The organism is Ornithinimicrobium pulveris (assembly GCF_050261105.1).
Lineage (GTDB): Bacteria > Actinomycetota > Actinomycetes > Actinomycetales > Dermatophilaceae > Ornithinicoccus.
In genome coordinates, this window is sequence record NZ_CP189837.1 from 3,153,372 (window position 1) to 3,179,023 (window position 25,652).

Here is a 25,652-nt window from a genome sequence, read left to right on the forward strand (position 1 = left end):
CCGGTGACCCAGCTCCAGCCCCCCGCCGCGACCCCGCCCCGCGAGCACCGCGTCCCGACCGCACCACAACCGGGACGCGGCACCTGGGGCCTGCGCGACCGGCCGGGGGTGCTATGGCTGGTGCTCGCGGTGCTGCTGACGCTGGTCCACCCGTTCGTCCCGGCGTCACGCTGGCTGATGGTGCACCTCGTCCTGCTCGGGGCGCTGACCCACTCGATCATGGTGTGGAGCACCCACTTCACCCAGGCGTTGCTCAAGACCCGGCCAGGGCTGGATGACCGGAGCGCCCAGTCGGTCCGGCTGTGGATCCTGCTCACCGGCACCGCGATCACCCTGGTCGGCGTCCCCACCGCGATCTGGCCGCTCACCCTCGTGGGCGCGGTCCTGGTGGCGACGGCGGTGCTCACCCACGGCGTCCAGCTGTGGCGCCGGCTGCGGGCCGCGCTCCCTGGGCGCTTCCGGGTGACGGTCCGCTACTACCTCGCCGCGGCGGCCTGCCTCCCCGTCGGCGTGGGGCTCGGCGCCACGCTGGCGTTCGGGCTCACCGACGTCTGGCACGGACGGCTCCTGCTGGCGCACGTGTTGGTCAACATCCTGGGCTGGGTCGGGCTCACCGTCACCGGCACCCTGCTGACCCTCTGGCCGACCATGCTCCGCACCCGGATCGCCCCCGGGGCCGAGCGTCGGGCCACCCTCGCGCTGCCGCTGTTCGTGCTCGCCCTGGTCCAGGTTCTCGTCGGCACCCTGATCGGCGTCCGCTGGCTCACCCTCGGCGCCCTGGTCCTGTATGCCGTGTCCCTCATCCTCTGGGGGTCGGCCGTGCTGGCTCCGGCGCGGACAGCACCACCGCGCGAGTTCGCCCCGTCCTCGGTGGGAGCCGCGCTGGCCTGGTGGCTGATCGGGCTCGGGCTGGTGCTGCACCGGGTGGCGACCACACCGGACTGGGGGGAGGTGGCCCAGGGCTTCGGGCCGGTCGCGGCGGTGCTGGTGGTGGGCTTCGCCGCCCAGCTGTTGACCGGCGCGCTGTCCTATCTGATCCCCTCGGTGCTCGGCGGAGGCCGCACTGTCGTGCGGGCCGGGCAGCGGTGGTTCGACCGGTGGGGCACCGCCCGGCTGGTCCTCATCAACGTCGGGCTGGTGCTGTGCCTGCTCCCCGTGCCGAGCGTCGTCCGCGTGCTGGTCTCCACGCTGGTGCTGGCGGCGCTGGCGACCTTCATCCCGTTGATGTTCCTGGGGATCCGCGCGGCCCTCCGGGCCAAGCAGGATGCGGCCCCACCGCCCACGGGGTCCGCCCCGACGCGGCCCACCCCAACGCGCGAGGACCGCTCGATCCGACTGCCCACCGTCTGGTCCGGCACCCAGCTCGCCAGCGCGCTCGCCACGCTGGCGCTGCTGGTCTCGGTCGGCCTCGCCGCCGATCCTGCCACCGTCGGGCTGGGTGGTCTCGTCGGCGCCTCGGGCACCTCATCAGCGGGCTCGACCGTCGTGACCCCGACAGGGCAGACCACGACCGTCCGGGTCGAGGCGCAGGACATGCGCTACGAACCGTCCTCGATCACGGTCCCGGCCGGTGATCGACTCGTCATCGAGCTGGTCAACGCCGATCCGAACAACGTCCATGACCTCCACCTCCTCGGCCAGCGCACCGCCCGCCTCGCGCCGGGAGCCACGGAGAGCCTGGACGTGGGGATCGTCGGAGCGGACACCCAGGGCTGGTGCACGATCGTCGGCCACCGACAGATGGGGATGGTCCTGGATGTCATCGTGACCGGCCCACATGCACCGGCCCCTGGCATGGCGGACTCCCACTCACCTGGCGGCCACGGCGACGGCACGGGAGAGGGGGAGGCGGCATACGGGGACGGGGTCGGCACTCCGACACCCCACCTGGACCCGGACGCCCGCGTGAGCGACCCGGTGGACCCCACGCTGGCGCCCCTCGGCGACGAGCACGTGCACCAGCTCACGCTCACCGCCCAGGAAGTCGAGCTCGAGGTCGCGCCCGGCGTCACCCAGACGCGATGGACCTTCAACGGTGGACCTGTCGGGCCGACCCTGCACGGCCGCGTCGGCGACGTCTTCGAGATCACCCTGGAGAACGACGGGACGATGGGGCACTCGATCGACTTCCACGCCGGCGCGCTGGCCCCCGACGAGCCGATGCGCACGATCGCACCCGGCGAGTCCCTCGTCTACACCTTCACCGCGGAGCGGGCCGGGATCTGGATGTACCACTGCTCCACGCACCCGATGAGCAGCCACATTGCGGCGGGGATGACTGGGGCGGTGATCATCGAGCCCGCGGACGGGCTGCCGCCCGTGGATCGGGAGTATGTGGTCGTCCAGTCCGAGGTCTACCTCGTCCCCGGTTCGGGTCAGGGCGGTGAGCCGGCCGCCGAGGTGGACGCGGATGCACTGCTCGCCGAGCGGCCCGCCTTCGTGGTCTTCAACGGGATCGCGAACCAGTACGTCCAGGAGCCGTTCGAGGCCGTGGTCGGGGAGCGGGTGCGCTTCTGGGTGCTCGATGCCGGGCCGAACCGACCCAGCTCCTTCCACATCGTGGGCGGGCAGTTCGACACCCTCTATCTCGAAGGTGCCTACCAGCTCGGACCGGAGGCGGCGGATGCGGGCGCCCAGGCGCTCGGGCTGCAGGCCGCCCAGGGCGGCTTCCTCGAGCTGACCTTCCCCGAGGCCGGGAACTACCCCGTCGTCTCGCACATCATGGTCGACGCCGAGCGCGGCGCGAAGGGGATGGTGCGGGTTACCGACGAGTGATCAGAACGCCCCTGTTCAGACCGCGCGGTAGGAGCCGTCCGCCCCCTGGCGCAGACGACCCTCGCCCACCAGCCGGGTGAGCCAGGGGTGCCGCGAGGGCTGGCCCCAGCGCTCCCGCCAGACCCGGGCGTGCTGGACCGCGATCTTGACCTCTTGCTCAGGCGCCACCGGCTCGCCCGGCTGCAGGTAGGAGGTCGCGCCCCCGACCCAGGCCATCGACCCACCGGCGCGGCGGACGACCTCGGCGAAGTCGGCGTCCTCGAGGCCATGCCCGGTGTAGCCCGGGTGGAAGCCTCCCGTGGCCCGGAAGTCGTCGGCGGTCATCACAAAGGCGAGCGCGCGGAAGAGCTCCCAGCGCGACTCTGCCCGCACCTCCCCGATCCGCAACCGCGGGGTCCCCGGGGTCCGGCGAGCCAGGGTGTCCAGGCGACCGAAGGGATAGCCGACGGCGTCGTTCTGCGGCTCGGGGAGCAGTTGGACCGGCCCGCACCAGAGCACCGGCCCGGCCAGGTCGGCCTGGCCGGCCCCGTCGCGGTGCGCTACGACGGCGTCCGCGAACCGCTCCAGGGTGCGGCTGCCGGGGATGACGTCACCGTCCAGGAAGATCAGCAGCTGGGCACCGGCCTCCATCGCCTCGTGAGCGGCGACATTGCGGGCCGCCGCGAGTGGGAGGGCGCGTCGATCGGTGGGAACCGGCTTGACCACGGTCTGCCAGCGGTCGGTGGCGAGCGGGAGTCGGCCGCGGGTGAGATCCCGGTCTCCCATCGAGACCACGCTGTGCACGTGGGGCGGGAGGGAGCCGACGGACAGCCCGTCGACCTGGCCCAGAAGCTGTGCGTGACGCCCCCGGGTCATGGTCAGCACAGCAATGGTCCCAGGCACGTCGTGACACTAAGCCACCGCGCTGACCTGGGACTACACCCTCAAGGGTGACCTGTGCCCATCCTCGAGTGGCACCCGCGGTGGCTGTCGCTCCGACGGGACGAGGCGCTGGACCCGGCCTAGGGTGACGATCATGTCCGGTTCCGCCTCCGATCGCCCCCTGCGGGTGGCCATCCTCAACGACTACGAGGTCGTGGTGCGAGGGCTGCACGCCATGCTCGCGCCGTATCAAGACCGGGTCGAGGTCGTCGAGCTGGACGTCCAGGTGCCGGTGGTGGCGCCGGTGGATATCACCCTCTACGACACCTTCTCCGAGACCCAGGTCGATGCCGCGGACATCGATGAGGTGCTGGAGAGCAAGGAACCCGGCGCCGTGGTGGTCTACACCTGGAACATGCACCCGCAGCTGGTCGAGGTGGCGCTGGCCAAGGGCTGCCGCGGCTATCTGGACAAATCCTTGAGCGCCCCCGCCCTGCTCGGTGCGATCGAGCGGGTGGCCCGGGGTGACATCGTCGTTTCGGCGACGCACACCCCCGCCAATGCCCCTTACGCCGAGATCACCGAGGACGATGACGAAGATGGCTCGCGGCTGGGCGGGGACTGGCCCGGTCGCGCCGAGAAGCTCTCCGCGCGCGAGGCCGAGGTGATCTCACTCATCACCCAGGGGCTCACCAACAGCGACATCGCCGCCCGGACCTACCTGTCCATCAACTCGGTCAAGACCTACATCCGCACCGCCTATCGCAAGATGGGCGTCAGCCGCCGGGCACAGGCGGTGCGCTGGGGCCTTGAGCACGGCATGGCGCCGGACACGATGCGGATCAGCAACCCCAGCGCCGAGAAGTCCCTCGATCTGACCGAGGACGATCTGCGTGCCGAGGATCAGGCCGAGCAGGAGGCCGCCGAGCCCCGCGATCAGGCGGGGACGAAGACCACCGAGGAGTAGGGCCCAAGGTCCAGCACGGCGCGCCCGTCCACGACCTCCAGGTCGGTGGTCCCATGGTCGCCGAACAGGCTGGAGTAGCGACGCGAGTCGCTGTTGAAGCGCACCCGCCAGTGCCCGCCGGGCAACTCGACCGCGCGCTGCACCGCGTGCCCGGTCAGGTTGAGCGCCACCAGCACGTGCTGCCCGTCGTCGGTGGAGCGGACGAAGGCGATCACGTTGGCGTCATCGTCCAGGGTGACCAGGGTGGTGTTCGGTCCGGACAGCCCGGCGGTGTCGCCATCCAGATTGCGCCTCATCCGGATCAGGTCACGGAACATCTGGGTGATGTCCCGGAAGGCCCACGCCCGGTCCCAGTCCAGCGGCACGGTGTCCCGGAACCACTCGTCCTCGAGGAACTCCTGGCCCTGGAAGAGCATCGGCATGCCCGGCGCGGTGAGCACCAGAGCCGCGCCCAGCGTGGCCCGCTTCTGCGCCTCCCAGCCGGTGGGGTTGGCCCCGTCCACCTCGGAGGTGATCCGCGCCTTGCCGTTGGACACCTCGTCATGGGACTCGGTGTAGATCACCCGGTCGAAGGCGTGGTGATAGCTGTGCATCACGGCCTTGGCGACCGAGGCGACCGAGCGGTCCGCGTCGGAGGGGGTGATCAGCGCCTCCCGCACCGGGTGCACGAACTGGTTGTCCCACTGCGCGTGCATCGCCGCACCACCGGGCTGGGTGGCGGTCACCGCGATCTCGTTGTGCAGGTCCTCGGCGATCACCACCCGACGGGGGAACTCGGTGCGCACCATCTCGCCGATCATCCGCATCATCGCCCAGCCCTCGGGGATGTCATCGCCGTGGGTGCCATCGACCCTCCGCATGTAGGGCGTCATGTCCAGGCGCAGGCCGTCCACGTGATAGTCCCGCAGCCACATCCGGGCGTTGTCCAGGATGAACTCGCGGACCTCGGGGCGGCCGTAGTCCGGGCGGGTGTCGCCCCACGGCGTCGAGGAGCGGTGATCGTTGTAGAAATAGATCCCGCCCTTGCCGTTCTCCGACCAGCCGTCGAACTGCCAGGTCGCGAGGTCACTGGGCCCGAAGTGGTTGTAGACCACGTCGACGAGCACCGCGATCCCCCGCTTGTGCGCCTCGCGCACGAAGAGCTTGAGCGCATCCGGCCCGCCATAGGTCCGCTCCACGGCGAAGATGTGCGCCGGGTTGTAGCCCCAGGAGTAGTCGCCGGCGAACTCCATGAGCGGCATCAGCTCGATCGCGTTGACGCCCAGACCGTGCAGGTAGTCCAGTTTGCCGGTGAGGTCCAGCAGGTTGGCCGGGCCACCCTGGTCGCTGTCCACGAAGCTGCCGATGTGCGTCTCGTAGACAACCATCTCGTGCTGCCCGGGCGTCACGAAGGCCTCGTCGCCCTCCCAGTCGAAGCGGCCGTGGTCGTACAGCACCCCGTTGCCCACCGAGTTGGTGACGGCGAGCGCGCGGGGGTCGATCCGCATGAACCAGTCGTCGCCATTGCGCAGGATGTACTTGTACTCCTGTCCGTGCTCGGCGCCCTGCACCTCGGCATACCAGTAGCCAGTGCCCTCGGCGTGCAGCTCGTGGGCCGAGTCGTTCCAGCCGTTGAAGTCGCCGACGACCTTGACCTCCTCGGCGTGCGGGGCCCACACGCGGAAGGCGTAGCCACCGTCGAAGGGGATGGCACCCAGGCCGGGAACGCTCACGTGAACTCCTGTGTGGTCGGGACGGGTGCGGGGTGTCCCGCACACACATGCCAAAGGGCGCGTCCCCGCGCCCTCGACCTCTCATGCTAAACCGCTGGTGCTCACTCGCCCATTCGAACGAGGATGTCGGTATGTCGTTCACCGTCGCCTCGATCCCCGTGCCCGACCTCGACGCCCCTCTCCCGCAGGACATCCTGGACCTGGTCGAGGTGGAACGCGCACACCACCGCCGTCTCTACGGGCACGAGGATCTGGTGCACCCGGCCAGGGCGGTGGCGCTCGGGCTGACGCGGCAGGAGTCCACCCGCCGAGAGCGGCTGCTCGCCCGCGACGACTCCGGCCGCGCGGTCGGCGCCGCGCACGTCACGATGCCGGTGCGGGACAACCAGCACCTCGGCTTCTTCTTCCCCAGCTGGGATCCCACCTCCGGCGCGCCCTTCGACGAGGTCCACGACACCCTGTGGGCGGCGGCGGAGCACATCCTGACCGAGCACGGCCGGACCAGTGTGTCCACCTGGGCCATGCATCCGGAGAGCGACGTCGAGGACGGCCCCGTGACCTGGCTCGAGCCCAGCACCGGCAGCGGCCAGGTGCTCGAGGACCGGCGGGCGCGCTGGTTCGCCGCCCACGGCTTCACGCTGGAGCAGGTCCAGCTCTACTCGGTGCTGGACCTGGCCGATCTGCCCGCCCAGCCGGCCGCACAGGGCGGGGTGGAGGGGTCGGCCAGCCACACGGCATACCGGACTCGGGTCTGGGAAGGTGCGACGGCCCGCGGAGCTGCGCGCCGGGATGGCGCGGCTGCGCAACCGGATGAGCGTGGATACCCCGACCGGCGGCGTGGACTTCGGCGAGGAGCAGTGGGACGCGGCGCGGGTTGCCGAGCACGACGAGCGGCTCGCGGATCTGGGGGACCTGCGGTTGACCACGGTCGCGCTCGACCCCGAGGGTGAGCCGGTCGCCTATACCGAGCTCACCCACGATCCCCAGGCCCCTGCCTGCGCCACCCAGGACGACACCCTGGTGCACGGCGACCACCGCGGCCACGGATTGGGGCGGCGGGTCAAGGCCGCCAACCTCGCCCGGCTGCGCGAGGTGGCGCCCACCGTCCGCCGCGTGCACACCTGGAACGCCGTGGAGAACACCCACATGCTGGCGATCAACGCCGACCTCGGCTTCCGGGCCATGGGTGCGCAGGGCGCGTGGCAGCTCAGGAGGTAGCGTCGCCCGGGTGACCACACGCAGGGCCCGCGCGGGCTGGCTGATCACGGTCGTGCTCGCGAGCCTGGCGATGATCGGCCCGTTCACGATCGACACGATCTTCCCCGGCTTCGCGGCGATCGGGCGCGAGTTCGAGGTGGACAGCACCGCCCTGCAGCAGATCACCAGCGTCTACCTGGTCTGCTTCGCGGTGATGAGCATCTTCCACGGGCCGATCTCGGACACGCTGGGCCGCAAGCCGGTGATGATCGGTGGGCTGATCGGCTACACGGTGGCCTCGGTGGTCTGCGCGCTGGCGCCGAACCTGGGCGTGCTGCTCGCGGCGCGCGGGGTGCAGGGGCTGTTCGCCGGCGCGGCGACCATCGTCAGCCGGGCCGTGATCCGCGACCTCTTCGAGGGACCCGAGGCGCAGAGGCTGATGGCCCGCGTGATGATGATCTTCGCGATCGCCCCGGCCATCGCGCCGGTCATCGGTGGGGAGATCCTGCGCTTCTGGACCTGGCCGGCGATCTTCTGGTTCGTCGGCCTGTATGCCGTGGCGACCGCGATCCTGACCGCGCTCGTCCTCCCGGAGACGCTGCCGACACAGGATCGGCAGCCGCTGCGGGCCGGTGCGGTCGTGGGCGGGCTCTGGCGGGTCGCCAGGTCGGGCAGCTTCGAGCGACTGGCCCTGTGCGCGGCCTTCTCCTTCGCCTCCTACTTCGTGTATGTCGTGGCCGCCCCGATCGTGGTCGTGGACCTGCTGGGCAAGGGCGAGCAGGACTTCTGGATGCTCTTCGTGCCGATGATCGGCGGCATGGTGCTTGGATCGTGGCTGACCAACCGGCTCGCCGGGCGGGTGGCGACCGAGCGGATGGTGGACGTGACGATGGCCGGGCTGCTGGTGGCCTGCCTGGTGAACGTGCTGCTGGCGATGGGGGTGCCGGTGCTGCCCTGGGCGGTGCTCGGTCCGGCGGTGATGGGCATCGCGATCGGGATCGTCTTCCCGGTGCTGCAGTTGGCGATGCTGGACCTCTTCCCGCACCACCGCGGGTCAGCGGCGTCGATGGCCAGTTTCGCCTCGCTGATCTTCAATGCGCTGCTGGCGGGAGCGATCGTGCCGCTGGTCTCGGCCAGCCTGGGCACGATCGCGCTCACGAGTGCAGGCTTTGCGCTCCTAGGTGCGGGTCTGTGGACGTGGCATCGGCGGGACCCGCGAGCCGCGCGCGTTCCCGCAGCACCGACGGCACCCACCGGCTGACGAGGTAGGCCCCGGCCAGGCAGGGCGCCGCGAGCACGATCCAGGTGAACGCGCCCCGCGGGTCGAGCCCACCCACCTCACCATCGGTGATCCCCATCAGCCACAGAGCGAGCGGCGCAGAGAGCATCCCCGCCACGAAAGTGGTCACCCCCATCACCCGGCGGGCCCGGGGCATCGCGGTGACGTGAGGTCCGACGAGAGCGAGCACCAACCCGGTCGGGATCCCGACCACTCCGCCGGCGAACAGCCCCACCACGATGCCGAGAAGCGGGAGGGTGATCACCGCCGTCCCGAGGGTGAAGCCGTCAAGCGAAGATTCGGTGACGAGGGCGATGACGACAAAGATCAGGCCTGCCAACAGACCCGTCGCCAGCCCGACGAGCGCACCGGATCCCATCCCGAGCGCGGCATACCGCCACTCGAACCAACGCGAGGGCCGCGCAGTCACGACGCGGCTTCCGGTGCCTTTCCCGGCGTCGCTGACGAGCCCGGGCCCGACTGCCGCTGCAGGATGGTGGGGACCTTGCGGCTCATCACCCAGGCCAGCAGAAGGGCCGGGATCACCGCGATCAGCGCGGCCATCAGGAAGGGCGGGTCATCGGAGGTGCGGCTGAACGGCCCCCGGCCGACCGTGGCGACCCAGAGCAGGAGCGGCGTGGCCAGCACGGCCGCGACGAACGTGGTCACCCCGACCAGCCACTGACCCGTCCGCACCTGCGTGATTCGGTGTCCGATCAGACCCAGCAGCAGCCCGACCGGCAGGCCGACCGCCGTGCCCACCAGCAGCCCGGCCACCCCCATCAGAAGGATGAGCAGCGGGATGCCCAGGATCATCGACGGGACGGCGATCCCGATGATCAGCAGGAAGCCGGAGCCGATCAGCCCCCCGACCATCCCGGCGGCTGCCCCCACCAAGGCGCTGGCCATGACCGCGCGCAGGGCGTAGTTCCAGTCGAAGGTGCGCGAAGCGCCGGTCGGCTGCCTCGCCGTGACCCGGTCCGCAGTGTCCTGCCTCATGCGGTTCCCCTCTGTCATCTCGGTGCCAGAACTCCCTGGTGGTCCGGGACCCGGGCACCGTCCTCGCCGATGCTGCACCCCAGCATAGGTCGCGGGGTGCAGAACGCGACCCAGCGCGACTACGACAGTGCGTCATAGGATGGTGGGCACTATCGCAGGGACGCCGAGGAGGCAGCCATGACCGACCACGAGCCCACCAGCCGCGAGCCGATCAGCGCCCGCGAACCGATGAGCGTGCTCTCGCAGGAGGAGTGCTGGCGCAGGCTGGAGGCGCTGGAATTCGGTCGCCTGGCCTTCCATCTGGCTGACGAGGTGCACATCACCCCCATCAACTACGCCGCCGACGAGGGTCGGCTGGTCTTCCGCACCGCCGAGGGCTCCAAGTTGCTCGGCGTGGTGATGAACGAGGACGTGGCCTTCGAGATCGACCAGGTCGACGACGAGCAGGAGCGTGCCTGGAGCGTGATCGCGCGCGGCAAGGCACAGATCTTGAAGGGCAAGGAGGCCCGCGACGCCGACAACCTCCGGCTGCGGCCCTGGATCTCCACCGAGAAGTTCAACGTGGTGGCGATCGAGGTCGATGAGGTCAGCGGGCGGGAGTTCCAGCTCGCTCGACCGTGGCGTCGGATGATGCCCGAGGACTGAAGCACCCAGCACTCTCGAGCACTACCGAGGACCTACGACACGCGGTAGTGTGAAGGTAGCCGCTCGCACGTGATGGGGGCGGGGCCACCGCCACCGCCGTCGAGCAGGCTCAACCCTTTGGAAAGGTGCTGCTCATGAAGGCAATGGTGTTCCACGGACCCGGTCAACAGGCGTGGGAAGAGGTGCCCGACCCCACCCTGCAGGAGGCCACCGACGCGATCGTCAAGGTGGAGACCACGACGATCTGCGGCACCGACCTGCACATCCTCAAGGGCGATGTGCCGACGGTCGAGCCGGGTCGGATCCTGGGCCACGAGGGCGTCGGTGTGGTGACCGAGGTCGGGGAGGGCGTGAGCAAGATCAAGGTCGGGGACCGGGTGATCATCTCCTGCATCAGCAAGTGCATGTCCTGTGACAACTGCCACCGCGGGCTCACCTCGCACTGCGAGACGCTCGGCGGGATCGGCTGGATCTTCGGCCACCTCATCGACGGCACCCAGGCGGAGTACGTCCGGGTCCCGTTCGCCGACAACGGGCTCATCCCGCTGCCCGAGGGCGTGAGCGCCGAGCAGGGCACGATGCTCTCCGACATCCTGCCGACCGGCTTCGAGATCGGGGTCCAGTATGGCGCCGTGCAGGAGGGCGACACCGTCGCCGTCGTGGGGGTCGGCCCGGTCGGGCTGGCCGCGGTGATGACCGCCGCCTCCACCGGGGCAGGACGGATCATCGCCGTGGACGGCAACAAGTTCCGCCTGGAGGAGGCGCGCGAGTTCGGCGCCACCGACACCATCGAGGCGGGTCCGGAGGCGCTCGAGCAGATCAAGGAGCTGACCGGTGGGAAGGGTGTCGACGTCGCGATCGAGGCCGTCGGCATCCCCGCCACCTTCGAGCTGTGCCTGGACTCCATCCGCCCCGGCGGCCGGGTCGCCAACGCGGGCGTCCACGGCGTGCCGGTGAGCTTCCCGATCGAGCGCGACTGGATCAACAACATCACCATCACGACCGGTCTGGTCAACGCCACCACCACGCCCCAGCTGCTGGAGGACATCGAAGGTGGCCGGATCGCGCCGGAGAAGTTCGTCACCCACCGGTTCACCTTCGACCAGTGGGACGAGGCCTACGACACCTTCAGCCGGGCCGCCGACGAGCACGCGCTCAAGGTGATCGTGACCAACGAAGGCTGACACGCCATACGGCACGTCACACCGGCTCGGGCTGCCAGAGGTCACCTAGGCCGGCAGGTCGGGCAGGTCCCGGTCGCGCAGCCAGCGGGCGAGCAGGCGGACGACCTCGTCCGCCTGCTGGCCCGCGGCGCGCTCGCAGTGGGCGAGGAAGTCCTCGGTGGAGACGCTGCCGCCCCGGTGGTCGGCCACCCAGCTCCGCAGCAGGTCGAAGAAGGCGTCGTCACCGACCGTGCGCCGCAGGGCGTGCAGGGTCAGCGCGCCACGCTTGTAGACCCAGTCGTCGAACATGTGCCGCGCCCCCGGATCCGCGAGCGGGCTCGGCTGGACGTGCCCGGCGGCCAGGCGGCCGTGGTGATACCGGGCCCGCTCCTCGGCAGAGCGGCCGCCGGACTCCTCCGACCACAGCCACTCGGCGTAGCAGGCGAAGCCCTCATGCAGCCAGATGTCCTGCCACCGGGCCAGAGTGACGGCATTGCCGAACCACTGGTGGGCGAGCTCGTGCGCGACCAGGCGCACCCTGTCCCACTGAGCCGAGACGAAGTTGCGGCCAAAGGTGGACAGCGCCGCTGACTCGAGCGGGATCTCCAGCGCATCATCGGTGATCACGCTGGTGTAGCAGGCGAACGGGTACTCGCCGAAGAGCCGGACGTAGAGGTCCATCATCTGCGGCTGCCGGCCGAAGGACTCGTCGAAAGCCTTGCCCCGCAGGCCGGTCGGAGCGACCACGCGCAGCGGGACACCGGCCTTGTTCTTCTGCTCGGTTACCTCATAACGCCCGATCTGGACGGTCGCCAGATAGCTGGGGATGGGCTGATCCTGGCGGAAGGTCCAGGTGCGGGTGGCACCCCGTCGGACCCGCGCGAGCGGCTCGCCGCTGAACTCCACGTGGTAGTCCGCGGCCGTGGTGAAGGACAGGGCATAGGTGCCCTTGGCCGAGGGGCGGTCGTTGCACGGATACCAGGAGGGGGCACCGTGGGGTTGGGAGGCGACAATGACGCCGTCGGTGAGCTCTTCCCAGCCGGCCGGGTCGTGCCCGGCCTTGCGGATCGGGCGCGGGTTGCCGTGATACCGCACCGCGATGCTCACCTGTTCCCCCGCAGCGAAGGTGCGGGGCAAGGTGATGACGAGCTTGCCCAGCCGGGTGCGGAACTTCTTGTTAGCCCGACCGTCGACGCTCACCCGCACCGGTGTCAGCCGCAGGTCCAGCGCGACCTCGCCGATCGGCTCGAGGGCACGGCAGGTCAGCACAGCCTCACCCTCCAGCCGGTTGCTGGGCAGCGCGTAGGTGAGGGTCAGGTCGTGGTTCAGCACCTCATAGGACAGGTCGCCATGTCCCGAGACGTAGGGGTCGGCACCTTTCGCCACGCCACCTCTCACCGCGTCACCTCCTGCTGCTCGTCCTGCTCATCCATCTGGTCGTGCTCATCGTTCGCGCTCTGCTGGCTGGGCTCGTCCAGCTCCCACGGGCCGATCGGGTTGCCGATCCACCGGGTCTGGGCCGGGACCGATTCTCCACGCATCACCAACGAGACCGGCCCTACGGTCGCATGTCGCCCGATCGTCGCGGCGGGCAGGATCACGCTGTTGGGACCGAGGGTGCCGCCGGCCTGCAGGGTGACGGTGTCCATGCTCAGCACGCGGTCGTGGAAGAGGTGGGTCTGCACGACGCAGCCGTGGTTCACCGTGGCGCCATCGCGCAGTCGCACCAGGTCGGTCTCCGGCAGCCAGTAGCTGTCGCACCACACACCGCGGCCGATCTGCGCGCCGAGCATCCGCAGCCACACGTTGAGCACGACCGTGCCCTGGGTGATCGAGGCGAACCAGGGCGCGGCCAGCACCTCGGTGAAGGTGTCGGCGAGTTCGTTGCGCCAGACGAAGCCGGACCACAGCGGGTGGTCCTCCGCGCGGTGACGACCGACGATCGTCCACTTTGCCGCACAGGCGATCAGAGCGGCGAGGATTCCGCCAAGGGCCAGCACCACACCACCCAGGGCAAAGGCCAGCAGGACGTGCACCTGGAGCAGCGCGAGCATCGCCAGCCCGGCTCCGGTGAAGAGCAGCACCTGCAGCAGCATCGGCACCAGCCGGCAGGTCTCCAGCAGCCCGCGGTACACCTTGAGCCGCGTCGGGGGGTCGTAGGTGCGGCTCGCGTCGACCTCCCCCGCCGCCCTGCGCAGGCGGGTGGGAGGACTGCCCAGGTATGACGTTCCCGCCTTGACCTTCTTGCGTCGCGGGGCGGCGGACAGGACGGCGACCAAGGATTCGCGGGGCACCTTGCGGCCGGCTGAGACCATGCCGGAGTTGCCGACAAATGCGCGCTTGCCGACCTTGACCCGCTCCACCCGCAGCCAGCCGCGGGAGAGCTCGTAGCAGCCGATCAGGGTGTCATCGGCCAGAAAGGCATGGTCGTTGACCTGGGCCAGGCCTGGGATGAGAAGCACCGTCGAGGCTTCGACCCCGCGGCCGATGCGCGCGCCGAGCAGGCGCAGCCAGATCGGGGTGATCGCGGCGGAGTACATCGGGAACAGCCAGGTCCGGGCCTCGTCCAGCACCCGGAAGGTGGTCCACACCGCCAGCCCGCGCCCGGACCGGGTCGGCACGTGCCCCGGGGCCACCCAGACCGAGCAGACGCGGACGGTGAGCAGGACGAGGAGTCCCACCAGGGCATACCCGACCAGGACGGCGAGCGGCAGCCAGGGCCACGCCGCGGACCAGGCCTGAGCGGCCGAGGTGGTGCCGGACAGCGCCGGGAGGACCACGGCCGCGCCGGCCAGCACCCCGAGGACGGGGAGGGCAGCGACATACAGCCCGGCGACGGCATACCCGAGCCACCAGGTGCGACCCGGTGGGGGCGGGGTGTCCGACCAGGCGCCGCGCGCGTGGGCGGAGACGCGTTGGGCGGGCGAGCCGGACCAGTATTCGCCGGCGGGGACGGCTCCGGTCACCAGCGAACCGGGCGCGATCTCCGCCTCCTTGCCGACGTGCGCGCCGGGTGCGAGCATGCTGCGCGCACCGACCCGGGCCTTCGCGCCGACCCTCACGTGGCCGACATGGAGGCGGTCGCCGTCGATCCAGTAGCCGTCGAGGTCGACCTCGGGCTCGATCGCGGCCTGGCGACCGAGGGTGAGGAAGCCGGTGACCGGTGGGAGCGCGTGCAGGTCGACGTCCTTGTCGATCCGGGCGCCGAGCGCCTTGGCGTAGCGCTGCAGCCACGGCGTGCCGGCGGAGGAGACCGCGGCGAGCTCGTCCTGGATCCGGTTGGCCAACCACAGCCGCAGGTGGACCTTGCCGCCACGCGGCCAGACGCCGGGGCGGACGCCGCTGAGCACCATGCGGATGAGAAGGGCCGCCAGCGCCATCCGGACCGGGGGGACGAGGAAGACGACCGCGGTCAGCACGGCCAGCAGCCACGGGACCGAGGGCAGCCAGGTGAGGTCGAGCCAGTGGTGGGCGGCGTTGGTGGCGAGCATCAGCCAGGCGAGCCAGCGCCCGGCGGCGAGCGTGCGCAGCGGGACGAGGGCGAGGACCTGACCGATCTGGGTCTTGGGCCGGATCGGGCGGACGGTGCGGTCGACCGGGGCGGGACCGGTGCCGAGGTCCTTCAGGACGGTGGCCAGCGAGCCCACGGTGTGGTGGGTGTAGAGGTCGCCGACCGCGACCTCGGGATAGCGCTCGCGCAACCTGCCGACGATCTGAGCAGCGGTGAGTGAGCCACCGCCTGCCTCGAAGAAGTCGTCCTTCGGCGAGGTGACGTCGGCGCCCATGACGTCGGCCCAGATCTCGCCGATCCAGGCCTCGAGGGGACTGAGACCGGAGGTGTCCGACTGGGAGCCGCTGCGCGGCAGCGGCCAGGGCAGGGCGTCGCGGTCGATCTTGCCGGAGGTGCGGGTGGGCAGGTCAGGGACGACAGCCAGGCGCGGGACGAGGGCGGCCGGCATCCGCTCGCGCAGCAGGTCCTGGGCCGTCTCGGCGTCGTAGGAGTCGTCGGTGGTCAGGTAGCCGATGAGCAGCTGGTTGCCGGAGGCGGTGCGACGGACGGCGGCCGCGGCGCCGACGACGCCGGGCAGCCGCAGCAGGTGATCGTCGACCTCGCCGAGTTCGATCCGGCGGCCGCCGAGCTTGACCTGGTCATCGGCGCGGCCGCCGAACAGCAGGCCGACGGGGTCGTTAACCACGATGTCCCCGGAGCGGTAGGCGCGCTCCCAGCCGAGGGTAGGCATCGGGGCGTAGACCGCGGCGTCCTTCTCGGGGTCGAGATAGCGGGCGAGGCCGACGCCGCCGATGATCAGCTGGCCGCTGGCTCCCCCAGGGACTGGCACGCCCTGCTCGTCGACCACGGCAAGATCCCAGCCATCCAGCGGCAGACCGATCCGGACCGGGGTGGAGCCGTCGAGGACGGCTGCGCAGGCGACGACCGTGGCCTCGGTGGGTCCATAGGTGTTCCAGACCTCGCGGCCCTGCCCCTGCAGGCGGGCGGCGAGCTCGGGCGGGCAGGCCTCGCCGCCCAGGATGAGGAGCCGGACCGTGTCCAGCGAGGTGGTCGGCCAGAGCGCGACCAGGGTCGGCACGGTCGACACGATCGTGATGTCGTTGGCGACCAGCCAGGGGCCGACGTCGACGCCGGCGCGGACCAGGGAGCGCGGTGCGGGCACGAGGGCGGCGCCGTGTGCCCAGGCCAGCCACATCTCCTCACAGCTGGCGTCGAAGGCGACCGAGAGCCCGGCCATCACCCGGTCTCCCGGGCCGATCGGGGCGTGCTGGAGGAAGAGTCGGGACTCGGCGTCGACGAAGGCGGCGGCGCTGCGATGGCTGACCGCGACGCCCTTGGGGGTGCCGGTAGAGCCGGAGGTGAAGATCACCCAGGCGTCGTCGGTGAGGTCGGGCTCCTCCCCCGGGGTGCCGTGGTGGGTGCCGGGTCGAGGGGTGATCTCGAGGTCGTTGCCGATGACGGCGGCCACCCCGGCCTCGCCGAAGACGACACGGGCGCGTTCGTCTGGATCGTCCGCGTCGACCGGGACGTAGGCCGCTCCCGCCAGCAGCACCCCGACGATCGCGGTGTAGAGCTCGGTGGTGCCCGAGGAGATCCGGATGCCGACCTTGGCTCCGCGTCCGATTCCCTGCTCGGCCAACCGGTTGGCCACGGCGTGCGCGGCGCTCTCGAGCTCGGCATAGGTGAGCGTGCGCAGGCCGCTGTCGACCGCGATGGCGTCGGGGGCCTCGGCGCAGGTGTGCAGCAGGATGTCGACGAGGGTGCGGGGCGGGGTCGCCCGGTCACCGGCGAGCAGGGCGGGAGGAATGTTCGGCGAGGTCTCGGGCTCGGCGTCGGACACGGGGCTGAGTCTGCCGTATGCGGTCGGCTCGCCTCCTCGCGCCCGCCTCCTCGCGCGCCTCTTGTCCTAGCCCTTGGTCATGCCCTCCGAGATCAGGTTCATCACCGAGGAGTCCGCGAGCGTGGTGACATCACCGACCTCGCGGTTCTCAGCGACATCCTTGAGCAGACGGCGCATGATCTTGCCCGAGCGGGTCTTGGGCAGCTCGGGGACGACCATGATCTGGCGCGGCTTGGCGATCGCGCCGATCTCCCGGGCGACGTGATTGCGCAGCTCGGCGACGAGGTCCTCGCCCTCACCCGCGTCGTCCGCCTCGGAGACGGCCTCCTCGCGGAGGATGACGAAGGCACAGATCGCTTGGCCGGTGGTGTCGTCGGTGGCGCCGACGACCGCCGCCTCGGCCACCTTGGGGTGGCTGACCAGCGCGGACTCGATCTCGGCGGTCGACATCCGGTGGCCGGACACGTTCATCACGTCATCCACCCGGCCGAGCACCCAGATGTTGCCGTCCTCGTCCAACTTGGCGCCGTCCCCGGCGAAGTAGACGTCCTTGAACCGGCTCCAGTACGTGTCGACATACCGCTCCGGGTCACCCCAGATGCCGCGGAGCATCGACGGCCACGGCTCGGTGAGCACGAGATAGCCGCCCGAGCCCTTCTCGACCGGCTCGCCGAGGTCGTCGACGACCAGGGCGCTAATGCCGGGGATCGGGTGCTGCGCCGAGCCTGGACGAGTGGGGGTGACACCGGGCACCGGGCTGATCATGATCGCGCCGGTCTCGGTCTGCCACCAGGTGTCCACGATCGGGGTACGGTCGCCGCCGATGACTCGGCGGTACCACATCCAGGCCTCGGGGTTGATCGGTTCGCCGACCGAGCCGAGCAGCTTGAGCGAGGACAGGTCGTACTTCGCCGGGATGTCCTCGCCCCACTTCATGAAGGTGCGGATCGCCGTCGGGGCGGTGTAGAGGATGGTCACCTTGGCGTCCTGGACAATCTCCCAGAAGCGGCCCTGGTGGGGCGTGTCCGGGGTGCCTTCGTACATCACCTGGGTCGCACCGAGGGTCATCGGGCCATAGACGATGTAGGAGTGGCCGGTGACCCAGCCGATGTCGGCGGTGCACCAGTAGACGTCGGTCTCGGGGTGCACATCGTGGACGATCGCGTTGGTGTAGGCCGTCTGCACCAGGTAGCCGCCGGTGGCGTGGAAGATCCCTTTCGGCTTCCCGGTGGTGCCGGAGGTGTAGAGGATGAACAGCGGGTGCTCGGCGTCGAAGGCCTGCGCCTCGTGGGTCTCGTCCGCTGCCTCGAGTGCCTCGTGCCACCAAACGTCGCGGCCCTCGGTCCAGTCGGTCTCCTGCCCGGTCCGCTGGACGACGAGGACGTGCTGCACCGGGTTGTCGTCGTGGTCCAGGGCGGCGTCCACGGCCGGCTTGAGGGCCGAGGGCTTGCCGCGTCGGTAGCCGCCGTCGGCGGTGATGACGACCTTGGCGCCAGCGTCGTTGATCCGGCTGTGCAGGGCCTCGGCGGAGAAGCCACCGAAGACCACCGAGTGCGGTGCGCCCAGTCGTGCGCAGGCGAGCATCGCCACGGCCGCCTCGGGGATCATCGGCAGGTAGATCGCGACGGTGTCGCCCTCGCCGACCCCTAGGTCCGCGAGCGCGTTGGCGGCGCGCTGCACCATCCCGTGCAACTCGGCATAGGTAATGTCGCGGGTCTCGTCCTCGGGCTCGCCGATCCAGTGGATCGCGACACGGTCGCCGTGGCCGGCCTCGACGTGCCGGTCCACGGCATTCACACAGGCGTTCAGCCGGCCGCCCAGGAACCACTTCGCGAACGGAGCCTCGCTCCAGTCCAGCACCTTCTCGAAGTCGGTCTCCCACTGCACGTAGGCGCGGGCCTGCTCGGCCCAGAAGGCCTCGCGGTCCTGCTCGGCGCGCTCGAAGAGCTCGGCAGTGCCATTGGCCTGCGCGACGAACTCCTCGCTCGGCTCGAAGGTGCGCTCCTCGTGCAGCAGGTTGGACAGTCCTTCGCTGGACATCGTGCCTCCTCGTCGTGGCCGGGTTCTCCCGATCGAGTATGCCTTGCGCTCGCCGGGAGCGTTACCGGGCGGGGTGCGGGGTCGGCACGGCTGCGGTCAGGCTGAGATCATCGCGTGGGGGTGTCCCCGACGCTGTCGAAGCAGCTCCCGATGGGCATCCGGTGTCGGTGAGTTGAGCCAGTGTGTCGGCGATGACTTACGGGAAGTCCGGGAGTCCCATCCTCAGGAGCTGCGCACCGTCCGGGTGCACGGCATACAGGAGAGGACCTGCCATGCACGACCTGATCTTTGTGAACCTGCCGGTGGCTGACCTTGACCGCAGCCGCGCGTTCTTCACGGCGCTTGGGTACACCTTCAACGAGGAATTCTGCGACGGCGATGCGCTGTGCCTGGAACTGGGGCCGACGCTGGCGGCAATGCTGCTTCGGCACGAGCTGTTCGCCAGCTTCCTTCCCGGTCGGCACGACGGGCACGACTGGCAGGACGTGGCCGACGGGCACGGCCTCAGCCCACAGCGCGGGACTACGATCGCCGAACAGGGGACCTCGGAGGTGCTCCTATGTCTCTCTGTCGCCTCGCGCGAGGCTGTCGACGAACTGGTCGAGCGAGCCATCGCCGCAGGTGGCCGCGCAGGGCGCAGCGAGGACCACGGCTGGATGTACGGCCGGTCCTATGTCGACCTCGACGGGCACGTCTGGGAGATGCTGTTCATGGACGAAGCGGCGCGCGAGGAGGGCTGATGAGTGCGGACCAGGTCACGACACGCGGCGACGGGGCGATGTTGACCCCCGAGGAGGAGGTTGCTTTCGAGAAGGCGACCGGACCCCTTCGTGGTGAGTTGATCGCCCACTGCTACCGAATGCTGGGCTCGGCGAACGAGGCCGAGGACTTGGTCCAGGAGACCTACCTGCGGGCCTGGAGAGCCTTTCACTCCTTCGAGGGGCGCAGCTCAGTCCGGACCTGGATGTACTCCATCGCCACCAACAGCTGCCTGACCGCGCTGCGCCAGCAGTCGCGCCGCCCACTCCCGAGCGGCCTGGGGCAACCGCCCGGAGATCCGCACGAACCGGTCCAGGAGGACCGCTCTATCCCCTGGCTGGAGCCCCTCCCCGACCGGCTGGTGTTCGGCCAGGGATCGGCGAGTCAGGACCCGGCTGATGCCGTCGTCTGCACAGAAGGTGTGCAGTTGGCGGTGGCGGCTGCCTTGCAGGACCTGCCACCTCGTCAACGGGCGGTCCTGGTGCTGCGGGAGGTGCTCCAACTGTCGGCCGCCGAGACGGCACGGGTGCTGGAGTGCACGGTCGCCTCTGCCAACTCCGCTCTGCAGCGGGCGCGAGCAACGATCGGAGACGGGCTGCCGGAAGCCGGCCGGCGGGTGAGTGAGCTGTCGGAACGTGAGCGTGAGGTGTTCGCCGAGCTGTGCGATGCCTTCGAGCGGTATGACGTTCCTGCGGTGGTAGGAGTGATGACGGAACAGGCGACCTGGCAGATGCCACCCTTCGACCGGTTCTACGTGGGACGCGCCGACATCGCTGCGCTCATCGGGACTCAGTGCCCGGCCTCCGGCCCTGCCGACTTCCGGATCCTTCCGATCTTCTGTAACGGCCAGCCGTCGATGGCGATGTACCTCAGGGACCACGACCACGACCACGACCACGACCACGACCAGGACCAGGACCAGGACGTGATCTATCGCGCCTTTCAGGTCTGCGTGGTGGACGTGGCGCAGGACCAGGTGCAGGGCGTGGTCGGATTCTTCGATCCGGCAGTCTTCGCGCAGGCCGGACTGCCCGAGGTCCTGGTGGGCTCGGGGGCGCCGCCGGCCTGATCTCAGGCGCTGGCTGGTTCGTCGTCGCTGTCGCTGCTGTGGTGGGTGCTGCGGCGGCTGGTGTCGCTGCGGGCGGTGGGTCGATGCCCGCTGTGATCTGAGCTCTTGGCGCACTGGTCTGAGCTCGTGACGCTGTGATCTGGGTTCTCGACGGTCCGGTGAGGGGTCTGGGCGGTGTGTGGTGGTCGGCCGAGGTGGGTGTCGAGCAGTACCCCGGGGCCGCGGTAGTCGCTGGCCTGGGGGGTGTTCTGCCGGTCGCGGTGGCGGGCCAGGTTGCACCGTTGGCACAGCCCTTGCCCGTCCTGCACGGTGCTGGTCCCGCCCTCGGAGTGCGGGATCAGGTGATCGATGTCGCGGATCGGGGCACCGCACCACGGGGTGCGACAGGTCCGGTCCCGGGCGATGATGAACGCCCGCGCAGCCCCGGTGAAGAACCGTTTGCGCGGATCCCGACAGACCAACGTCCCGGTCACCGGGTCGGTGTACAACCGCCGCACCCACGCCCGCGCCACCCTCACCACCGAGGCCCCACCCGAACCACCCGACCCAGAACCCCCGGGCGGCTCGTGCTCAGGGCCAAGGTCCGACTTCGACTTCGGTTGGGGCTCCGGCTCGGGGCCGGGCTCGGGTAGGGGTGATGGCGTGTTGGTCGGGAGGTGACCGTGGAGCAGGGCACAGTCGAAGCTGGTGCAGCGGGCCCCGTCCGGACAGACCCCGGCTGCCTCGCCCGCGGCCGCTCGTGGCGGCGGCGGTGCGGCGTCCTCGCCCGGCTCGGCGGGCTCCTGGCCGGGCTCGGCGGGCTCCTGGTCGGGCTGGGCGGGTGCTTGGAGATCGTGGGGGCGTAGGAGGTCGCGGGCCAGGGGTGCGGGGATGGGTCCGTACCCGATCAGGTCAGCCGGGTCGCTGTCTCCGGCGAACAGGGCCGTGTCGCTCATCACGAGCCCGATCTCGACATCGATCCCGTCCACGATCGTGCGCCCGGTCAACCGGGCGAACACCTCATCAGCCATCACCTGGTTCACCGTGCGCGGATCCCCACTGGCTCTCGCGGTGACCGCGTGCTGCTGGAGAGCGTTATAGGCAGCGATCCCCATCGGCGCCGGCAACCTAGCGCTCAACAACGACATCACATCCGGGGTCGGACGGATCGACACACCCCGATCCTTGGCCGCTGTACGGGCCCGGTTGACGAACCCTTGGGGATCCAGCTCATACACCAACGCGGACACCGCCGCACCGATCTCCCGGGTGGACATCCCCTCCAGCCTGGGCGCCAACCGAGTATCGACCTGCGCCCGGTCCTGGGGGTCCAGCGTCGTGGTCGCCTCACAGATGATCCTGGCCTGGTACCCGTTGATCACCCCAGACTCCAACGCGGCCAACGTCTTAGGCAACTCGGCCACCAGCGCCTTCGCGGTGGTCAGCTCCCGCGACCCCCAATACGGCGAGGTCTTGCGCGCGGTCGCCAGATCATCAGCCACCGCTTGGGCCCGCCGCCGCACCGGCACCCCCGCCTCCTTCTGCGCATCCCACTGCGAATCCGCGAACGCCACCTGCACCCGAGCACCCACCCCCGCCACCGACCGGGACAAATCCTCCAAAGACCGCAGCAACTCCAACCGGTCATCATCCGACAACCCAGTCAGATCAGCACCGACCAACGCAGTTGCGAACTCGCGGACCTGGCCCGCCAGCGTCCCCGAGGCGGCCGCCCCCCCCCCCCTCGCCCGGGACCGGCCGGGCCGAAGCACCACCACCGCCCGCTGATAATCCCGCCTTCTTCGCCATGCCCGCTCACCCCCTCCAGGTGCGCTCAGATGCTGCTGCTGTGACCAGATCCCCTCGACCCGACCTCGTACATACATCCTAAGAGTCACCACCGACACACCCCACCCCCACGCACCCATCTGTGGACAAGCACCCCACCACGCCCGACCATGTGGACAGCCAGGCCCACCGCCGAGGCCAGGGACCTCGTCGGGGCAGCTGCGCCATACCGACACCGACAACTCGGGGTCAGCCTGAGCGCCCACCGACGGATGCAATCCCCAGCCAGGTGTGCCGATTCCCCGCCCAGCACCAGCCCACCTTGGGCGCCCCGCGACGCTCCGTGCCATCCCGCCCGGCCCCGTTGCTGATCCACAGGGCTGGCACGCGGGAATCCAGAGCCCCGAGCCGCCGTCCCACCTTCCGCGATCCCGTCGTCATGAAACAGTGGTTGCGCTCGATCACCTCCGGCACCTGCAGCGCCCAGCAGATCCCCTCGGACACCGTCATCAGGTCGCGGCCAGCAGCCCTGATCTGGGGATCCACCTCGTTTGGGCTCAGGTTCGCAAACTCGTCCCCGCGGCCTGGCGCGGACACGGCATACAGGGCAGCGTCCGGCACCTCCACCCCGGGAGCGGGACCGAACTCCGCCAGGTCGGTGAGATCCTCCACGACGAAACCAGGCCGCTCATCGAGCCACAGCAGCGGCGCCAACCCAGCCGCCGACACGACCCGCGGGTGGACCACGAGAAGGTCACCCTCAAGATCCGCATGGAGGGGCGGCAGGTCGAGCCCGAGCCCGGTCAACCGGGCGTACTGATCGGAGAGTGCGGGCAGGGCAGCGACGTAACGGCTCATGGTCCTCCAGGTCGACGAGCGGGACTGGGCCAACGCCTGCCCGCTCGGTCGCATTCCACGCAAGCACACCCTCCGCCCCCGGTATGACGTTTCTCCCCCAAGTGCAGCCGCCGGGCTGACGCGGGGTGCGGGTGGCGCGCACGACGGTAGGGACATGACGATCACCCAGCTCTTCCTGAACCTCGCGATCACCTTCGGCATCCTGCTCTATGCCGCCCTTGCCATCGTCCCCCTCTGGGTCGACTGGGCTTCTGAGCGCCGCGATCGCCCCGCCCACTGAGTCCGCCTGGCAGCACACCCACCTACACTCTCCTGCCGAAGGGGGGTGGATCCGATCGCTCACTACAACTTCCTCGCCGACGCGCATGGCCTCATTCGTGACTACATGGGGCGCGTCTCGCAACTGCCGGATCGCAGCGCCAGCCAGCGCGCGGACGAGGACGCGGCCGTGCTCGTGCGCCTGATGAGCGATGAGCAGGTGCGGACCTTTGGGGGCACCTCGGATCGGGACGCGGTGCGAGAGCTCATCCGCAGCCAGCGGCTCGAGGCGCTGATGCTGCGACCCGACACCAGCAGCCCGCACGAGCGCCAGCTCCTGGACCGGGCCCAGCCGATCCCCCGAGGACGGCTCCTGCTCGTCCGGATCCTGGACGTCCTGGCGATCGCGTGCACCCTGGCGATCCCGGTCTGCCTGGTCGCCATGTTCTTCTACGGCTGGCTCTTCGTAGTCCTCCTCGCCGCCCCGGTCCTCGGAGTTGGCCTCCTCACTGCCCGCTGGCTCGTCGCCTCGACGGTCGAGAAGGACCGGTTGCGTTCCCGGCTGAGCTGGGCAGTCACCCGATCCGGGCAACTGGGCCGCGGACTTCCGGGGAGCGCGCCGGCTGTGAGCATCAGTGGGGCCTTTGACCTGATGGCCTATCTGATGGCCTACATCCTGCTGATCGTGGGCAGCTTCCTCACGTTCTCCGGGTTCGGGGTCGCCCTCATCTCCCTCGTGGCGGATGGACCGGGGAGTGACCTCGTGCAGATCGGTCTCCAGACCGGAGCCGGTGGCGCGGGCCTGCTCCTCCTCTCCTGGGGCGTCGCCGCCGCCTGGGGAGCCCTCCAGCGCAGCGAGCGCCGACGCGCCAGCGCCACCGAATGGTTGGTCGAGCAAGCCCAGCACGACGCTTAGTCTGGAGGGCATGGAGTTTCGATACCTCGGCAACAGCGGTCTGAAGATCAGCGAGATCACCTACGGCAACTGGCTCACCCACGGCAGCCAGGTGGAGAACGAGGTGGCCCACCAGTGCGTGCGAGCCGCCCTCGACGCCGGGATCAGCACCTTCGACACCGCCGACGTCTACGCCAACACCAAGGCCGAGAGCGTCCTGGGCGAGGCCCTCAAGGGTGAGCGCCGCGAGAGCCTGGAGATCTTCACCAAGGTCTACTGGCCCACCGGCCCCGGCGGCCACAACGACACCGGCCTGTCCCGCAAGCACGTCATGGAGTCGATCAACGGATCCCTCACCCGCCTGCAGACGGACTACGTCGACCTCTACCAGGCCCACCGCTACGACACCGAGACCCCGCTCGAGGAGACGATGCAGGCCTTCGCCGACATCGTCCGCCAGGGCAAGGCGCTCTACATCGGCGTCAGCGAGTGGACCGCCGACCAGATCCGCGAGGGCCACGCCCTGGCCACGGAACTCGGCTTCCAGCTCATCTCCTCCCAGCCGCAGTACTCCATGCTCTGGCGGGTCATCGAGCCCGAGGTCGTGCCGGCCTGCGAGGAGTTGGGCATCTCCCAGATCGTCTGGAGCCCGATGGCCCAGGGCGTGCTCTCCGGCAAGTACCTTCCCGGCCAGGCACCCACCGAAGGCCGCGCCGCGGACGAGCAGATGGGCCGCGGCATGAAGGGCTTCATGTCGCAGGAGACCCTCACCGCCGTCCAGCGCCTCAAGCCCATCGCCGAGGAGTCCGGCCTCACCATGCCGCAGCTCGCGATCGCCTGGGTGCTGCAGAACCCCAATGTCGCCGCTGCGCTCGTCGGCGCCTCCCGCCCCGAGCAGGTCCAGGACAACGTCAAGGCCGCGGGGGTGACCCTCGATGAGGACACCATGTCCGCGATCGACGAGGCGCTGGGTGATGTGGTCGAGCGCGACGCCGGCAAGACCGCCGAGCACGCTCCCCAGGAGCGCGTCTGCTGAGCCTCGCGCTGAACGGACTGG

The 25,652-nt window shown here is 70.1% G+C and carries 21 protein-coding genes; 12 read left to right on the plus strand and 9 right to left on the minus strand.

The genetic code is table 11. The features are described from left to right. The first annotated feature begins 3 nt into the window (after positions 1-3). Entirely contained in the window at positions 4-2,775 is a 2,772-nt protein-coding gene (locus ACQBAT_RS14720; protein WP_420748659.1) for a multicopper oxidase domain-containing protein, read from the plus strand. Between the two features lie 15 nt (positions 2,776-2,790). On the opposite strand, the gene ACQBAT_RS14725 is transcribed toward ACQBAT_RS14720, so the two are convergent. Next, positions 2,791-3,657, minus strand: a complete 867-nt coding sequence (locus ACQBAT_RS14725; protein WP_420748660.1) for a glycosyltransferase family 2 protein — start codon at positions 3,655-3,657, stop codon at positions 2,791-2,793. A 133-nt stretch (positions 3,658-3,790) separates the two neighbouring features. On the opposite strand from ACQBAT_RS14725, the gene ACQBAT_RS14730 reads away from it, so the two are divergent. Further along, positions 3,791-4,603, plus strand: coding sequence for a DNA-binding response regulator (locus ACQBAT_RS14730; protein WP_420748661.1), 813 nt, complete (start codon positions 3,791-3,793; stop codon positions 4,601-4,603). Here the strand turns inward: ACQBAT_RS14730 and ACQBAT_RS14735 are convergent. Beyond that, positions 4,573-6,315: an alpha-amylase family glycosyl hydrolase gene (locus ACQBAT_RS14735; RefSeq protein WP_420748662.1), complete on the minus strand. Its 1,743-nt coding sequence runs from the start codon at positions 6,313-6,315 to the stop codon at positions 4,573-4,575. The genes ACQBAT_RS14730 and ACQBAT_RS14735 overlap by 31 nt on opposite strands. A gap of 131 nt (positions 6,316-6,446) precedes the next feature. On the opposite strand from ACQBAT_RS14735, the gene ACQBAT_RS14740 reads away from it, so the two are divergent. Genes ACQBAT_RS14740 through ACQBAT_RS14750 form a run of 3 tightly spaced genes read left to right on the plus strand, consistent with a single transcriptional unit; the run spans position 6,447 to position 8,773 of the window. Continuing rightward, on the plus strand, positions 6,447-7,265 hold the full coding sequence (locus ACQBAT_RS14740; RefSeq protein ID WP_420748663.1) for a hypothetical protein: 819 nt from the start codon (positions 6,447-6,449) through the stop codon (positions 7,263-7,265). Beyond that, positions 7,153-7,533 (plus strand): GNAT family N-acetyltransferase, encoded by a 381-nt coding sequence (locus ACQBAT_RS14745; protein ID WP_420748664.1) that lies wholly within the window; start codon positions 7,153-7,155, stop codon positions 7,531-7,533. Before ACQBAT_RS14740 ends, ACQBAT_RS14745 begins: the two co-directional genes overlap by 113 nt. A 10-nt stretch (positions 7,534-7,543) precedes the next feature. Next, entirely contained in the window at positions 7,544-8,773 is a 1,230-nt protein-coding gene (locus ACQBAT_RS14750) for a multidrug effflux MFS transporter (RefSeq protein ID WP_420748665.1), read from the plus strand. On the opposite strand, the gene ACQBAT_RS14755 is transcribed toward ACQBAT_RS14750, so the two are convergent. Both ACQBAT_RS14755 and ACQBAT_RS14760 read right to left on the minus strand, forming a co-directional pair. After that, on the minus strand, positions 8,667-9,221 hold the full coding sequence (locus ACQBAT_RS14755; protein ID WP_420748666.1) for a hypothetical protein: 555 nt from the start codon (positions 9,219-9,221) through the stop codon (positions 8,667-8,669). The two genes, ACQBAT_RS14750 and ACQBAT_RS14755, sit on opposite strands and share 107 nt — an antisense overlap. Next, positions 9,218-9,790, minus strand: coding sequence for a hypothetical protein (locus ACQBAT_RS14760; RefSeq protein ID WP_420748667.1), 573 nt, complete (start codon positions 9,788-9,790; stop codon positions 9,218-9,220). Before ACQBAT_RS14760 ends, ACQBAT_RS14755 begins: the two co-directional genes overlap by 4 nt. Positions 9,791-9,967: 177 nt before the next feature. On the opposite strand from ACQBAT_RS14760, the gene ACQBAT_RS14765 reads away from it, so the two are divergent. Together ACQBAT_RS14765 and ACQBAT_RS14770 are read left to right on the plus strand one after the other, a co-directional pair. Further along, complete coding sequence (locus ACQBAT_RS14765; RefSeq protein ID WP_420748668.1) at positions 9,968-10,435, plus strand: pyridoxamine 5'-phosphate oxidase family protein; 468 nt, start codon at positions 9,968-9,970, stop codon at positions 10,433-10,435. A gap of 134 nt (positions 10,436-10,569) precedes the next feature. Continuing rightward, positions 10,570-11,619 carry a zinc-binding dehydrogenase gene (locus ACQBAT_RS14770; RefSeq protein WP_420748669.1) on the plus strand — a complete coding sequence of 350 codons (1,050 nt, stop codon included), beginning with the start codon at positions 10,570-10,572 and terminating at the stop codon, positions 11,617-11,619. A gap of 45 nt (positions 11,620-11,664) precedes the next feature. Here the strand turns inward: ACQBAT_RS14770 and ACQBAT_RS14775 are convergent, their stop codons facing one another. The 3 genes from ACQBAT_RS14775 to acs form a co-directional block, all read right to left on the minus strand. Then, a complete protein-coding gene (locus tag ACQBAT_RS14775; RefSeq protein WP_420748670.1) occupies positions 11,665-12,984 on the minus strand; it encodes a M1 family metallopeptidase in 1,320 nt (439 codons plus the stop codon). Between the two features lie 8 nt (positions 12,985-12,992). Continuing rightward, positions 12,993-16,949, minus strand: coding sequence for a Pls/PosA family non-ribosomal peptide synthetase (locus ACQBAT_RS14780; RefSeq protein WP_420748671.1), 3,957 nt, complete (start codon positions 16,947-16,949; stop codon positions 12,993-12,995). A 66-nt stretch (positions 16,950-17,015) separates the two neighbouring features. Continuing rightward, entirely contained in the window at positions 17,016-18,989 is a 1,974-nt protein-coding gene (gene acs / locus ACQBAT_RS14785) for an acetate--CoA ligase (RefSeq protein WP_420748672.1), read from the minus strand. Positions 18,990-19,261: 272 nt separating this feature from the next. Between acs and ACQBAT_RS14790 the strand changes: the two genes are divergently transcribed. Beyond that, on the plus strand, positions 19,262-19,729 hold the full coding sequence (locus tag ACQBAT_RS14790; protein WP_420748673.1) for a VOC family protein: 468 nt from the start codon (positions 19,262-19,264) through the stop codon (positions 19,727-19,729). Beyond that, complete coding sequence (locus ACQBAT_RS14795) at positions 19,729-20,817, plus strand: sigma-70 family RNA polymerase sigma factor (protein WP_420748674.1); 1,089 nt, start codon at positions 19,729-19,731, stop codon at positions 20,815-20,817. The genes ACQBAT_RS14790 and ACQBAT_RS14795 overlap by 1 nt, the downstream gene beginning before the upstream one ends. A gap of 2 nt (positions 20,818-20,819) precedes the next feature. On the opposite strand, the gene ACQBAT_RS14800 is transcribed toward ACQBAT_RS14795, so the two are convergent. Together ACQBAT_RS14800 and ACQBAT_RS14805 are read right to left on the minus strand one after the other, a co-directional pair. Further along, complete coding sequence (locus tag ACQBAT_RS14800) at positions 20,820-22,376, minus strand: DUF222 domain-containing protein (RefSeq protein WP_427197712.1); 1,557 nt, start codon at positions 22,374-22,376, stop codon at positions 20,820-20,822. A gap of 457 nt (positions 22,377-22,833) precedes the next feature. After that, entirely contained in the window at positions 22,834-23,442 is a 609-nt protein-coding gene (locus tag ACQBAT_RS14805; protein WP_420748710.1) for a DUF5701 family protein, read from the minus strand. Between the two features lie 154 nt (positions 23,443-23,596). Between ACQBAT_RS14805 and ACQBAT_RS14810 the strand changes: the two genes are divergently transcribed. Genes ACQBAT_RS14810 through ACQBAT_RS14820 form a run of 3 tightly spaced genes read left to right on the plus strand, consistent with a single transcriptional unit; the run spans position 23,597 to position 25,631 of the window. After that, entirely contained in the window at positions 23,597-23,722 is a 126-nt protein-coding gene (locus ACQBAT_RS14810) for a hypothetical protein (RefSeq protein WP_420748711.1), read from the plus strand. Positions 23,723-23,767: 45 nt separating this feature from the next. Beyond that, entirely contained in the window at positions 23,768-24,616 is an 849-nt protein-coding gene (locus ACQBAT_RS14815) for a hypothetical protein (protein WP_420748712.1), read from the plus strand. A gap of 10 nt (positions 24,617-24,626) precedes the next feature. Next, complete coding sequence (locus tag ACQBAT_RS14820; protein WP_420748713.1) at positions 24,627-25,631, plus strand: aldo/keto reductase family protein; 1,005 nt, start codon at positions 24,627-24,629, stop codon at positions 25,629-25,631. Positions 25,632-25,652: the final 21 nt, after the last annotated feature.